The 14,880-nt window shown below is 43.5% G+C and carries 10 protein-coding genes and 2 tRNA genes; 9 read left to right on the top strand and 3 right to left on the bottom strand.

What is annotated here, in order from left to right:
* Positions 1-30: 30 nt before the first annotated feature.
* The 6 genes from betA (at position 31) to JMY08_RS04335 (ending at position 8,700) form a co-directional block, all read left to right on the top strand.
* Complete coding sequence (betA, locus tag JMY08_RS04360; protein ID WP_201591223.1) at positions 31-1,728, top strand: choline dehydrogenase; 1,698 nt, start codon at positions 31-33, stop codon at positions 1,726-1,728.
* 287 nt (positions 1,729-2,015) lie between these two features.
* Positions 2,016-4,061, top strand: coding sequence for a choline BCCT transporter BetT (gene betT, locus JMY08_RS04355; RefSeq protein WP_194619092.1), 2,046 nt, complete (start codon positions 2,016-2,018; stop codon positions 4,059-4,061).
* A 168-nt stretch (positions 4,062-4,229) separates the two neighbouring features.
* Positions 4,230-4,718, top strand: coding sequence for a M48 family metallopeptidase (locus JMY08_RS04350; protein WP_194619091.1), 489 nt, complete (start codon positions 4,230-4,232; stop codon positions 4,716-4,718).
* A gap of 438 nt (positions 4,719-5,156) precedes the next feature.
* Complete coding sequence (locus JMY08_RS04345; RefSeq protein ID WP_201591204.1) at positions 5,157-5,579, top strand: tetratricopeptide repeat protein; 423 nt, start codon at positions 5,157-5,159, stop codon at positions 5,577-5,579.
* 26 nt (positions 5,580-5,605) lie between these two features.
* Positions 5,606-6,751, top strand: a complete 1,146-nt coding sequence (locus tag JMY08_RS04340; protein WP_201591201.1) for a flavin monoamine oxidase family protein — start codon at positions 5,606-5,608, stop codon at positions 6,749-6,751.
* Between the two features lie 323 nt (positions 6,752-7,074).
* On the top strand, positions 7,075-8,700 hold the full coding sequence (locus JMY08_RS04335; RefSeq protein ID WP_201591183.1) for a long-chain-fatty-acid--CoA ligase: 1,626 nt from the start codon (positions 7,075-7,077) through the stop codon (positions 8,698-8,700).
* A 295-nt stretch (positions 8,701-8,995) separates the two neighbouring features.
* Here the strand turns inward: JMY08_RS04335 and JMY08_RS04330 are convergent, their stop codons facing one another.
* Positions 8,996-9,739 carry a siderophore-interacting protein gene (locus JMY08_RS04330; RefSeq protein WP_201591180.1) on the bottom strand — a complete coding sequence of 248 codons (744 nt, stop codon included), beginning with the start codon at positions 9,737-9,739 and terminating at the stop codon, positions 8,996-8,998.
* 496 nt (positions 9,740-10,235) lie between these two features.
* Here JMY08_RS04330 and JMY08_RS04325 point away from each other — a divergent pair, with 496 nt between their 5' ends.
* Positions 10,236-10,661 (top strand): PaaI family thioesterase, encoded by a 426-nt coding sequence (locus JMY08_RS04325; protein WP_189580385.1) that lies wholly within the window; start codon positions 10,236-10,238, stop codon positions 10,659-10,661.
* A gap of 196 nt (positions 10,662-10,857) precedes the next feature.
* Here the strand turns inward: JMY08_RS04325 and JMY08_RS04320 are convergent.
* Positions 10,858-10,934: transfer RNA gene (locus JMY08_RS04320), tRNA-Asp, on the bottom strand.
* Between the two features lie 53 nt (positions 10,935-10,987).
* Positions 10,988-11,063 (bottom strand) — tRNA-Val (locus tag JMY08_RS04315).
* Between the two features lie 358 nt (positions 11,064-11,421).
* Here JMY08_RS04315 and JMY08_RS04310 point away from each other — a divergent pair.
* Positions 11,422-13,059, top strand: a complete 1,638-nt coding sequence (locus JMY08_RS04310; protein ID WP_194619637.1) for a cardiolipin synthase — start codon at positions 11,422-11,424, stop codon at positions 13,057-13,059.
* A 142-nt stretch (positions 13,060-13,201) separates the two neighbouring features.
* Entirely contained in the window at positions 13,202-14,776 is a 1,575-nt protein-coding gene (locus JMY08_RS04305) for a tetratricopeptide repeat protein (RefSeq protein WP_201591177.1), read from the top strand.
* Positions 14,777-14,880 lie beyond the last annotated feature (104 nt).

Below are 14,880 nucleotides of genomic sequence, written 5' to 3'. Positions count from 1 at the left end.
GATTTATTTTTCAATATTATGGAGCGTTTTATGACATCAACCACACCTGAGTATGACTACATCATCGTTGGCGCAGGATCAGCAGGCAATGTGCTGGCCACACGTTTGACCGAAAATGCCAACATTAAGGTGCTGCTGCTAGAAGCGGGTCGTCCAGACCATCGCTTAGATTTTCGTACGCAGATGCCAGCAGCGCTCGCCATGCCGTTGCAAGGAACTACTTATAACTGGGGCTACAAAACCGATCCTGAACCGAATATGAATAATCGTGTGATGGACTGCGGTCGCGGTAAAGGACTGGGCGGCTCATCATTGATTAACGGTATGTGTTATATCCGTGGCAATGCGCTAGATTTTGATGATTGGTCTGAGATTAAAGGCTTAGAAGATTGGACGTATCTGGATTGCCTGCCTTATTTTAAAAAATTAGAAAACCGTGATGCTGGCGAGAATGACTATCATGGTGTGGGTGGTCCTGTTGAGATGACCACTTCAAAACCAGGGGTCAACCCACTGTTTCAAGCGATGATTGAAGCTGGCGTGCAAGCTGGCTATCCGAGTACCGACGATTTAAACGGCTATCAGCAAGAAGGCTTTGGGCCGATGGATCGCTTCGTGACGCCTAATGGTCGCCGTGCCTCAACGTCCCGTGGCTATCTGGACCGTGCTAAACCGCGCAGCAATATTACGATTTTGACGGGTGCATTGACCGATGTAATCTTGTTTGATGGTAAGCGTGCCATCGGTGTCAAAGTCGAGCATCAAGGTCAAACCAAGAACTTTCATGCATCGCGTGAAGTGATTGTTTCCTCTGGTGCAATTGCTTCGCCACAACTATTGCAGCGCTCTGGTATTGGTCCTGGTCAATGGCTAAAAGACTTAGGTGTCAATGAGATTCTAGATTTGCCAGGTGTGGGTAATAATTTGCAAGATCATTTAGAGCTGTATATGCAGTATGAATGTAAGCTGCCAGTGTCGATTGCACCTGCCAATAAATGGTGGAACAAGCCCGCCATCGGCGCGGAGTGGTTATTCAATGGTACGGGTCTTGGCGCGTCAAATCAGTTCGAAGGTGGCGGTTTTATTCGTACCGATGAGAAATTTACGCATCCTAATATTCAGTACCATTTTTTACCACTGGCGGTACGCTACGATGGTCGTAGTGCGGTTAAATCGCATAGCTTCCAAGCACACGTGGGCTCATTACGCTCGCCCAGTCGTGGTCGTGTCAAGCTGACGTCGAAAGACCCAAGTGCTCATCCAAGTATCTTGTTTAACTATATGTCTCATGATCAAGATTGGCAAGAGTTCCGTGCTGCCATGCGCATCACTCGTGAGATTATGCATCAGCCAGCACTTGATCCTTATCGTGGTCGCTCGATTGCACCAACGGATGATCTAGTGACTGATGCACAGTTAGATGAATATGTCCGTAATCATAGCGAAACCGCTTATCATCCGTCTTGTACCTGTGCGATGGGCGAAGACAATGATTCGGTCGTCAATGGTGAAGGACTCGTACACGGCATCGATGGCTTGCGCGTGGTTGATGCGTCAATTATGCCAAATATCATCAGTGGTAATCTCAACGCGACCACCATTATGCTGGCAGAAAAAATCGTTGATAAAATGCGCGGCGTACAATTACCACGCTCGACGGTAGATTATTTTACCGCCAATGGTGCACCATTGAGAGCTGAGCCGATGCGTGCTTATGGTTCTGTTTAAATTAAATATTAATAAGAAGGCCTTTTTATAAAGGTCTTTTTTATCCGTGCTACTGTTTTAGAAAACGAACACCATTAAAATTGATTTTTTAATGACTTACCTTGTTGCTTAAGTAATTACTGAAGTAGCCATTATGGAAGTGGTCATTACTTGAGCAACAAATTTTTATTTATTGGTACTGCTTTGTGCGTCATGCAGTTATTTGTATGTCACGCGGTTATCAGTCATAAAGTTATGACGGACAAAGCAATATCAGACCCTGTTTAATTTACCTATTGAGGTCTTTTATGTACAGCTCGCCATCAAAGGATGCGACGAAACCCCTGACTCTAAATAAGACGGTTTTTTTAGGCTCAGCTATTATTTCTATTTTATTGATAATCTGGACGATTGCGTTTCCAGATTATAGTGAGGCGCTATTAAGTTCGAGTATGGCATGGGTATCAGAGAGCTTTGGCTGGTATTACATGCTGGTGGTTGCCGCTTATAGTATATTTGCCTTGTTTGTTGGCTTTTCTAAGTATGGCGATATCAAGCTTGGTCAAGATCACGAAAAGGCGCAATTTCCCTTTTTAGCGTGGGCCGCGATGCTGTTCTCCGCTGGTATCGGTATTGATTTATTATTCTTTGGTGCGTCTGAGCCGTTGATGCATTACCTGACGCCGCATACGGGGTTAGAGCCTGCCAGTGAGGCGGCTATGCGTGAAGCACTTGCGCAGACCTTTTTACATTGGGGTCTACATGGCTGGGGCATTTATGCCTTAATCGGGATGGCATTGGCGTACTTTGCTTACCGTAAAAACATGCCACTCGCGTTACGTTCACCACTGACGCCTATCTTTGGCGAGCGCTTAATTAAAGGCTGGCTTGGTGATGGTATCGATACCTTTGGTGTGGTTTGTACCTTGATGGGTATCGCGACCAGTTTAGGTATTGGTGTATTGCAAGCCAATGCTGGTTTGACTCATGTGTTTGGGATTGAATCTAGCAAAATGGTTCAAACCTTTATCATCATAGGTGTGGTCGCTGCCGCGGCGATCTCTGCGATGACTGGTGTGGAAAGAGGCGTCCGCCGTTTATCCGAATTCAACATGCTGTCTTCGATATTGCTATTAATCGCGATATTGGTGATGGGTAACACGGTTTATTTGCTGAATACCTTTACCCAAAATATTGGTCAATACTTCCAAACCATCGTTTTCAAAACTTTTGATGTTTATGCTTATGATGGTCAAGCAGGCGCTGACTGGAAGTCAGGCTGGACGATATTTTTCTGGGCATGGTGGGTCGCTTGGGCACCGTTCGTAGGTCTGTTTATTGCGCGTATTAGCCGTGGTCGTACCCTGCGTGAGTTCGTATTTGGTGTGATGTTTATCCCACTTGGTTTCATCTTTGCTTGGTTCTCTATCTTTGGTAACTCAGCGATAGACTTGGTTGCCAATGGTGCCACTGAACTTGGTGAAATCGCAGTCAATGATGCGGCGATGGGCATGTTTGCCTTGTTTGAGTATTTCCCTTACAGCGAAGTGCTATCATTTGCAGGTGTTGTGATTGGGTTAGTATTCTTTGTGACTTCAGCTGACTCAGGCGCGTTAGTATTAGCAAACTTGAGCTCAAGAGGTATGACCAATGATACTGATGCACCTGTTTGGTTACGCTTATTTTGGGCAGCAGCGACCGGTCTTATTACCTTAGGATTATTGTTTGCTGGTGGTTTTGCCTCATTACAGTCAGTATCTGTGATTGCAGGTTTGCCATTCTCACTCATTCTTGTGCTCTATATGGTGGCGATGTGGAGATCATTAAAAGAAGAGGGCAATAAGCGCAAAGCCAGTACGATTGGTACGGCTAACGTGCTCGATAGCGGTAAGAGCTGGAAAGCTCGCTTGCAACGTATTGTTAGCTTCCCTAAACATGCACAAGTTGAACGGTTTTTACAAAATGTGGTCAGACCTGCCATGACGGAAGTTGAAAAAGAGTTTGCCGCAGGTGGTCTAAAGACGTCTTTGGATATCCGTAACCCTGAACATATCGGGCAAGATATAGATGAGGGTATGGACGAGAGTAGCGGTCAAATAGATGGTCTCAAATTGCGTGTTGGACATGGCGATGAAGATGACTTTATTTATGAAGTTAATTTGATCAAAGCGGAACGTCCTAACTTTACATTGAGCACCTCAACTAAGAACGCAGAATACTATTATCGTGCGGAAGTGTTCTTAAGCGAAGGCTCGCAAGAATATGACTTGGTGGGCTACTCCAAAGAGCAAGTATTGGTCGATATTTTAAATCAGTACGAGCGTCATTTGCAGTATCTACATTTAGAGCGTTAATTGATTTATCAACACGTTCTGAATATTTAAGTAAAAATATTGTAAAAAATAACCCCATAAGTTGAATTCAGCTTATGGGGTTTTTTTATGAACCAATGATAGGCAGATAGTAGATATAGGGTAAAATCTATACAGACAAAATTTGAAGTACCAGCAAAGGATAAATTTGTGACCACATTAAAGTACATCGCTCATTATTCTGAGCAAATTCAAACCCAAGCCGCGTTACTCATTAGCGATGGTAACTTGGGCGCTTATCTAGAAAAAAAGTATCCCACTCAGCATCAGGTGCAAAGCGATAAGGTGCTTTATCAATATATCAATGACATTAAAAACCAGTATATGCGCAAAGTTGGCCCGTTATCGAATGTCAGTTATAGCAGTAAATTAAAAGTCTTAAAACATGCGCTGGGTATCCATACCACTCAGTCTCGCGTACAGGGCAGTAAGCTGAAATCGCACAACAGCATCACCGTGGCCAGCTTGTTTCAAGAAGCACCGCCTGAGTTTTTGCGCATGATCGTCGTACATGAGTTGGCGCACTTTAAAGAGCATGAGCATAACAAAGCGTTTTATCAATTATGCTGCCATATGGAGCCTGAATATCATCAATTTGAGTTAGATACGCGGCTTTGGTTGCACTGGCGAGAGTTGTAACCTTAATATAGTCATTCCACTATAAAAGTATTACAGCGTTAACCTCGCTTGAAGTATCAAATATACATCTACACTTGGTTGCCTTGTACTACTTTTAAATTGAATCGACTATAGTATGAATAGCAACCTTAATAAGGTTCATAGTAATCTTAATAGCAGCCATATAAATATCGTGTCCTTTTCTGTGGCAATCATCTGAGCCGCTAGGGCGTGTCCTCAATTCAATTGATCATATCTAAACGGGCTAAAAATGGCTAAATTTTGTCAAAAATCGTTAAATAGCTGGTTAATATCCCGATATTATCTGCGCTATTTTCCTTGTTTGACTGCAATTTATCTCATTTTTATCACCATTTTTAAAATGAGGACACGCCCTAGAATTACGTTATAATCCTAACCAAATAATCTATACCCCAAGTCAATAAAAGGTTGTAAGCAATGATTAATACCAAAATATATAAATCTATTTATAAATTGGCAGAAGAGTTACTAGAGGCTGACCGTATCGGTAATCAAGAAAAATTTGATGCGTTTTATGCTGAGCTAAAAGCCATCTGTACTGATAACGAAAACACAGACAAAGATCATCCAGAGCAGTGGGAGACGTTGGCTGACTTTACAGAAGATTTGGACGAAGCACTGGTCATTTATGACAAAGCACTCGAAAAAGCCACGGCGATCAATTCAAAAGATCATCTGTCGTCGATTGCTTTTTCTATGGCGGTGCTACAGCTTGAAACAGGTAATAAAGAAGCGGCTATTCAAAGTCTACAAAATGCCAAAATCACGGCAAATAAGATTGAAGATAAAGAGTTTAAAGTTGAGATAGATGAGATGCTGACTAAGTTGTTGGGTGAATAATTTCAATTAAGCAGGAATGATTTGATATGCAAGACGTACCTATTGTGATTGTTGGCGGTGGCTTAAGCGGTCTATATGCGGCATTTTTATTAGAGCAAAAAGGCATCGATTATATATTGATAGAGGCTCGTGATAGATTGGGCGGGCGTATCACTGTTGCCAAGTCATCAGCAGATATGAGTGCTAGCAGTCAAAGTGGCGATCATGAAAAATCAAACGACGGCTTTGATTTAGGGCCGTCGTGGTTTTGGCCAGAGTATCAGCCGCAATTAAGTGATTTGATTGAGGCATTAGATTTGACACGTTTCGCTCAGTTCGAAGAAGGCGACATGATGGTTGAGCGTACTGCCAATGAGATGCCTATCCGCACGCAAGGCTATCAGAGCTCGCCACCATCTATGCGCCTCGTGGGTGGAATGACGGCGCTAACTGATGCTTTATATGCTCGCTTAGATGTCAAGCGTGTCATAACCGATCAAATCGTAAAGCGTTTAACCAAGACTGGTCAGCATATCGAAATAGAGAGCGAAGATAGCTTTAGGTATGCGACTACGTTGCGAGCGCAGCATGTATTGCTTGCGCTACCACCGAGGTTGGCGGGCAATAATATTGTATTTGAACCTGCTTTACCGCAAAGTTTAGCGATAGAGTGGCAAGAGACCGCCACTTGGATGGCACCACATGCCAAGTATGTGGCGGTTTATGACTCGCCCTTTTGGCGCAATCAAGGACTGTCAGGTGCAGCACGCAGCGCGATAGGGCCGCTTACTGAGATTCACGATGCTTCTTTAATAGAAGGCAAAGGCGCTGTGTTTGGTTTCTTTGGCGTCCCTGCGCAAGTGCGCCAAAATGTTTCGGAGAGGGAGCTAAAAGCACATTGCCGCGCGCAGATGGTACGTCTATTTGGTGTACAAGCAGATAAACCAAAGGCTGAATATATCAAAGACTGGGCGCAAGATCCATTTACGGCGATGCCTGCTGATGCCAGTGGCACAGGTCAGCACGCAGTAGCACCTGCTTCCAAGCCAACAGCAGGCGAGTGGCAGGACTGTCTAACAGGTTGCGGTAGTGAGTGGTCAGGGGCGTTCCCTGGCTATGTCGCTGGTGCTATTGACGCGGCAAACAGAGCGGTACAAGGTTTGCCTAATGTTGTAGTGCATTCTGGATCGTAAACAGGTGCAGGCTTTCGTTTTCTAATATGTCTGGTTTAACATAAATTGAGACAGTATATTTCTAGAAAATAACGGGCAAATATAAGTGTAAATAAGCGTGTTCATCCGATGAACGAACACGTAGTAGGCAGTCTCGAAAGTGTTAATAAAGAGACTGATAAGGACATCTACAACGGCTACTTAATTAAGAAAAAAAGATATATTCTTTATTTCTATCAGACGAAATTAATTTTTCTAACTGTTCAGACTGACGTATACTGATGAGGCTCCATATATAAAATATGCCCACGGACGAGCACTAAAATCAATATAAGGATATTCAGATGTTAGGAAAAATGATGTATCAGCCGCTGCTCATTAGCAGCCTCATTGAGCACGCCGCCCAATATCATGGTGATACCGCTATCTTGTCAAAAGAAGTCAATGGCGAGATGACCAAGAGTGATTGGTTGACCGTCTCCAATAACTCAAAACGTTTGGCAAATGCGCTACAAGCACTGGGACTTAAGTCATCAGAGCGCATCGCCACCTTGGCATGGAACAATCGTCGTCACCTAGAAGCGTGGTACGCAATCTCGGGTAGCGGTATGATTTGCCATACTATTAATCCCCGTTTATTCCCCGAACAGCTTGCCTACATCATTAATGATGCGGAGGATCAAGCTTTGTTCTTTGACATTACTTTTTTGCCACTAATTACCGCTATCAAAGAGCATATCAAAGGCATTAAGCACTTTATTTATTTGGGTGATAGAGACGAAAAAGTCTTGGAGCAGTTACCGAATGCTCTGTTCTTTGATGAGTTGCTGGCAGATAATAGCCCTGATTTTGACTGGCCGCAGTTTGATGAAAAGCTTGCAAGCTCACTCTGTTATACCTCAGGAACGACAGGCAATCCCAAAGGCATTTTGTACTCTCATCGTTCCTCAGTTCTGCATGCGATGGCTTTGTGTATGCCCGATGTGTCCTCGTTGTCTGCCCAAGATGTCTTGCTACCAGTAGTGCCGATGTTCCATGTCAACGCGTGGGGCACGCCTTATGCCGCTGCCCTGACTGGCTGCTCTTTGATATTGCCCGGTCCAAATCTTGATGGTGACAGCTTAGTCGCAGTAATTGATGACTATAAAGTGACTGTGGCTTTGGGTGTGCCAACTATTTGGCAAAGTCTGCTAACCGCTGCCAAAAACAAAGGCAGTAAGCTGGACAGTATGACGCGTACGATCGTCGGCGGTGCAGCATGTCCGCCATCAATCATCAAAACCTTTAGAGAGGACTTTAACTGCGATGCGATACATGGTTGGGGCATGACTGAGACCAGTCCGCTCGGTACGATGAATCAGATAAAAGCCAAGCACAAATCGCTCAGTAAAGAAGAAATTAATGAGCTGCGTAAATCGCAAGGTCGCCCTCCTTATGGTGTCAAGATACGTCTGATGGATACCGAACAAAAAGATAAGCCAGTCGCCGAAGATGGCGAGTCACAAGGGCGCTTACAGATTCGTGGGCATTGGGTCATTGATGATTATTTTACTGAAAATAAAGATGCCATCACTGCCGATGGCTGGTTTGATACCGGTGATATCGCCACGATTGATGCCGATGGTTATATGAACATACGTGACCGTTCAAAAGATTTGATCAAATCAGGCGGTGAGTGGATATCTTCTGTGGAATTAGAAAACATCGCTGTGGAGCATCCAGAGGTTAAGATGGCTGCAGCGATTGCGGCGGCTCATAAACAATGGGGCGAGCGTCCAGTCTTAATTGTCGTCAAAGAAGCGGACTCGGCAGTAGATGAAGCGCAGATTCTTGAGTTCTATAAAGGTAAAGTGGCCAGTTGGCAAATACCTGATAAAGTCGTCTTTGTAGATAATATTGTGCTCAACGGCGCAGGGAAAATGATGAAAAATAACTTACGTGATGAGCATGGTGATGTCTTGCTTGCTTAATATAATCAATTCACTATAAATCAGGTATGGAGGCAGGCTTGTTTAGTCTACTATTTGTAGTGCTTTAACTTGCTTTCCTTGTACCTGAATGACTTGCTTTCCTTGTACCTGAATGTTCTTGAACCGACTATGGCATTAGGGTTAATTGATTCGAGGTTCGTTCAAGGTTACATAGATATTCTTAATCATATTTTTGACGAAAAAGTCCGCCTATAAGCGGACTTTTTTATTTTTGATGTCAGTTTCGATGTCAGTTTCGATGTCAGTTTCGTTTATACGTGCTGGCACACCGAAATTATAATACGTTCTCTGCATCCTTTTGCTTTACAACTTTATGCTGATCTTCTGTGCTATCGACTTTCCAATAACTGGATATGTATAAATGCGTTTTTGGTATTGAACGATCTACTTTAAAGTAGTGACGCAGGGCACGCATACTATGGAATTCACATGCCGCCCACACCGCAGGTCGTCCTGTCAACCAAGTAAGCGTTTTAACACGATCAAGTAATGGGCTGCTTTGTGCATTTGGATGTGCATTTATCACCCAATGAATGTCGACGTTGTCGGGTTTTTTGAGTAGTTGCTTATCTGCTTCGGTGGTAATCTCAAGGACTGCATAGCCGTGTGCGTCAGCAGGTAGCTGAGCAAGATTGACGGTAATGGCAGGTAGAGCGGTCATGTCGCCGATCAATAAAAACCAATCAGCCTCATTATTGATAAGCTTCTTTGGTCCAGGGCCGCCTATCAATATTTGCTCACCCACTTGGGCGTTGCGTGCCCATGTTGAAGCAGGGCCTTCTGTCTCATGCAAAGCAAAATCGACATCGATTTCACCGTTACGTTGGACGCTCACAGTATACGTGCGCATCAGTGGTCGATTCTCTTCGCCTTGAGGAAAAATGAGTTTGATATAAGCACTTTCTTGGTCTACTGGAAAATCAGTCAGTCCAGCACCGCCAAGCGTGACGCGGCACATATGTGGCGTGAGGTATTTGGTGCGAACAACCTCTAGCATTCTTGGGGTGGGTTTTGCCATTTTAATACCTTCCTTTATTTGACTGATTGGTTGTATATCAAAAAGTATGATGATTATAATTTAAACAACTTTTGATGATTTGAAAGCCCTTTAGAATCAGAGCATTGCTTGCTTGTTGATTTTTATTGGTAGCATGCTTTTTAAAACAACACTGAATATAAAAAGTTCGATGGCTAAGAGTTAAATAATAATGATAATCATTAACATGTGTATATTACGCTAATTGGTACTTATGTCAATTGGGTTGTAAGTGTTTGGTTGTTGATCTTGATCACTTGCTTCTCATACTCAAGTAAAAGTGCTACTAGACAGCAGCTAAAACAGATGAAGTTTTGAGGTTCTTAAGGGCAACAGGCCCTAATATAGATACGGCTTATAATGTGAATCATGCTATAAATGATGGTGGAGATAATCAGGTAACTGTTTTTGATTAGCGTCTCTTAAATGAGAAAGGCTAAACGTCGGCAGTAAGCACACTTAAAACCAAGGAGTAGGTATGTCTGCAAGCAAACAAGAAATCGTCGCTTTTATAGAGGCGGAGTTTCCGCAAACCAAATGTAGGGTCGAGTCAGTAGATGAGAAGGGTTCGACCTTATCGCACGAGATAGGTATTAATGAGCTGCGACCTGGCGGTACGGTCTCTGGGCCGGTGTTGATGAGTGTCGCTGATGTGGCCATTTATGTGGCAATATTGGGGAAAATCGGTATTGTACCGTTGACCGTGACAACGAGCTTAACCATCAATTTTTTGCGTAAACCTTCAGCAGATGCCCGCATCATCGCCGAGTGCACGTTAATGAAAGTAGGGCGCACATTAATCGTAGGCGAGGTTTCTCTTTACTCAGAAGGCTCTAGTGATTTGGTCGCCCATGTGGTTGGCACTTATTCTGTACCACCACAACCGAGACAGACGACTTTATAGCAATCTATGTTATGTGGTTATATTATTTAACCATGTTATTGATTGAGATTTTGACTAAGGCAAGTGGTAAACCCAAGTGGTAAACCATAGATAAATCAAAGACTTAGATAAATTAGCAGACACAAAAAAACCTCAAGTAAACTAATACTTGAGGCGAAACTTGCTTAAACTTTACAGTTTAAATTCGTTTTAAATATGGCGCAGCGGACGGGACTCGAACCCGCGACCTCCGGCGTGACAGGCCGGCATTCTAACCAACTGAACTACCGCTGCTTAGGTCTCTTTAGCATTTTACCTTTATGAAGAGGCCCACTTCGCTAAATAAGTGGTGGGTGATGACGGATTCGAACCGCCGACATTCTGCGTGTAAGGCAGACGCTCTACCAACTGAGCTAATCACCCTGAGAAGCGTTAGCTTCGCAAGTTAAAATTCCTTAAAAGGAATCTTATAGAAGTCTTAACATTTAAAGTTGTCACACTCTAAATTAATAAAAATTCTAACAACATAGAACTTAATTAAGTCCCCTTGCTGTGGGTGTGTATTATATAGATTTACATATGCCTGTCAAACGTTATTTCATATATTTTATAAATTAATAATTATCTTTCTTTTACGTCAGCGACATTAAGACTGGTTCAGCCCATATGGTGGGTACATAGTTACCTATTGTGTGCGCGCCAAAAGCTACTATACTGATAATGCTTTGTGGCACGTGCAGGTATTGGATAATTTGATTTGTATTAATTGACTGATTGGTTGATGGAGGCAGGCATAGACACTTTTGCTATTGAAAAGTACTTTACGACATGGTCATTGGGTGACTTTGCAGAATTGGGGCTGATACTACATGTCGTGCTCATGATACTCATGACATTACGAATTGTATCGGTACAGCGCAATATTGGCGTATCGATCGCTTGGGTTGCTGTGCTCTATACCTTGCCTGTCGTAGGATTAATTGCCTACATACTGCTCGGTGAGCCAATGATCGGACGTCGCTATCGTGAACGCATGGATCAAGCCAGCCTGCTGATGAATGAGATGGCAAAGCGGGAGCATTTGGTCTTTGATAAAGGGCAAGATTTGTTGCCTGACAACTATCGCGGTGTCAGCCAAATAGGGACGCGCTGGACAGGGTTCGGGGTGTTTCCCGATCACCAGATGCAGCTATTAACCGCGCCCAGTGCTATTTTTAAGCGTTTGATTGATGATATTGAGTCAGCAAAGAGTATCATCTTGATGGAGTTTTATATCATCTATCCGAAGGGGCAGGTGGTAGAAGTGATAGAGGCGTTGGTAGCTGCCGTACAGCGCGGGGTCGAGTGCCATATATTGGCTGATAGTGTCGGTAGTTTTAGGTTTTTTAATAGCAATGAGCATCGAATATTAGAGCAAGCAGGTGCCTTTGTTCATCAGTCGTTGCCGGTAGGCTTGTTCAAGACCTTATTTAAACGTTCAGATCTGCGTAATCACCGAAAAATGGTGGTCATTGATGAATACATTGGTTATATCGGCAGCTTTAACTTGGTCGATCCTAAATTTTTTAAACAAAATAAAAATGTCGGACAATGGATCGATGTGGCGATACGTAGTGTGAGCCACCGTACCATCAGTATAGCGACGGCGATGGCAAAAGTTGTGGTCACCGATATCGGCGCTGAAAATAACAACAATCTAGACGAGCTCAACCAGCGAATCAATAACTATACCCGTAAGCTATATGTGATGGATCCGACTATCAATGATATCAACAGTCGGGTAAAGTTTTTGGGTGATAGTATCGATGCTGATGAGCCGCTACATACTGGCTCAATGTCGATAGTCATACCACAGATGCCCGTAATAGAAGGCGTGATCGCGCAGTTGATACCTTCGGCACCGCAGGTAACAGCGCATGTTATTTATAATACCTTGGTGACGGTTATTCATCGCGCCAATAAATGCATTTGTATTACCACGCCATACTTCGTACCTGATGAGTCGCTATCAAGTGCGCTGACGATAGCGGCTAAGCGTGGGGTGGAGGTAACGATTATCGTTCCCGAAAAGGTCGATTCGTTTTTAGTGCAGCATGCGTCACAAGCGTATTATGAAGAGTTATTGCAGGCGGGCGTCACCATTGCCTTATTTAAGGGCGGGCTGCTACATGCTAAAACTGTGGTGATCGATGATGATTATTGTCTGTTTGGTACGGTAAATATTGATATGCGCAGTTTTTATCTCAATATGGAAGTCAGCTTGGCGATTTATACCCCTGAAATGGTTGCTCAAATTGCTAACTGTCAAGAGACTTATCTACAGAGCTGTCATTTTTTAACGTTAGCAGAATGGCAGCAGCGCGCAGGCTATGAGCGTTTGTTTGATAATGTGGTACGCTTGTTTAGTCCTTTATTGTAGCGGTTTATTGTAGCTATTTGAATTTTAGGCTAAGGTAAACTATCTACACATTGTCTTTATCCACACATTGCATTACTGTCGCCATCATAACGATTTCATCCTATTCATTACCTATTAAACTGTAAAAGGACACGCTGGTCTTATGTCTGCATCGCCTCTAACACCACTGGATTATATCGCCGCAGGCTATTGGCAAGATTTCTTAGTGAATCGTCCGATCGCAGGCGGTATTGCCTACGAAACTGAGCTACGTGATTGCGTTTTGGATGAGTCGCTGTCGAGCTTACAGCGAGTAGATACTTTGCTATCGCAGATACGCCGTGATCTGATTAAAACGGGTAACTGGGATGAAGATGCGCTGTTAACGGATGAACGCTATCGTAATCTTATGATGTTTTTGGCGTTTTATGCCGGACAAGTATTGGCACAGCAGTGGCAAAATACGCCGCATTGGTATGGTCAATTCGAGCTGCGCAAACGTTATCCAATATGGTCACTGAGCACCGATGATTTTTATCAGCATATGGCAGTGTTATATAGTGAGAATAATAGTGCCAATATTAATGCCAATGCTAATATTAATGACAGTGCCAGCTTACCAATATTTTTTGCCCTAGAACCGATAGGCTTTCGCTTGTTTGGTCATGTCGATCGACCCTTTGTCGCGGTTCAAGGTGGTCAAGTTGCTAGTGGCTTGTATCAAGCGGTTAGTGCCAGACTGCCAGTCGCTAATAATGATTACGTGTCTACCATTATCACTCAAGACAATAAATCTAACGTGGCTGCTCGCATGGCTCCTCAAGTGGATTTGGGCTCAAGTAGCATAGAATCTAATTCTCAAACAGTGGGCACTAGCGTAGACTCTTTGATAGAGCAGAATATTACGGTCACACCAGCAGATGATTTGAATAAAGCTGCTTTGAATAAAAATGCTTTGAATAAAAATGCTTTGAATAAAAATGCTTTGAATGAAGCTACTGTTTCGCAAATGATAGCCGATCCACTGGCAAATAAAGACTTATCGAATGAACAACAAGGTGAGATAAAGCCTGAGCTGTCTAAATTGGAACCGGCATTAACGCAAACTAAGTTAGCTACTTCTGTCAAACCCTCACCAACCCCAGAGATTTTTAGCCAATTACTCATAGAGTTAGATGAGATTGAACGGCCACAAACTGCAGGCAATGCTGAGTATCAGCAAGCCCGCAAAGTCTTGGATCAGTTTGAACAGCATGTTGCCAAGCAATTTAAACCGCGTGCGCAAATTAACTTTTCAGAGAATCATCTGGCGGCAAAAAAGCAAGCGTTGTTAAAACTACAAGAGGCCGCGCATGCTGGTAATACCGCTGCTATGCTGCGTTTGGCGATGTATGAGCTACTCGGTGAAGGCTTAGCTGCGGATAAAATCACTGGCACAGAGGCAGGTGTTGAATGGGTTAAGCAAGCCGCCAGCAAAGACGACAGCCGAGCGCAGCGCTTACTTAGTAAGATGTATTACCAAGGGGTTGGTGTCGTGCAAGATATTAATAACGGTAAATATTGGTTAGAGCAAGCTGCCCAAAACGGTCACGTGGAAGCGGCCAGTTTGGTGGCACAGTGGCAGCAAGCGCAAGCGTTGATAACGACACAAAAGCAAGAGCAACACAGTATTAAGCGCTATCAGCTGTTACTGGCGGTAGTGCTAGTAGTGGCGGTGTTAATATTAATTATTGTCTAAACGATTTTTGTTAGCTCATACTGCGTAAAAGCTTATTATTAAGCAGCAAATTCAGGTAGAATTGTCGCGTTTTTTACCATCAGTTTTTTTGAGAATGGTATTAT

Origin of the sequence: Psychrobacter sp. Pi2-51, from assembly GCF_904846665.1 — a bacterium.
Lineage (GTDB): Bacteria > Pseudomonadota > Gammaproteobacteria > Pseudomonadales > Moraxellaceae > Psychrobacter > Psychrobacter glaciei.
This window is presented reverse-complemented; position numbering and strand designations above follow the sequence as displayed.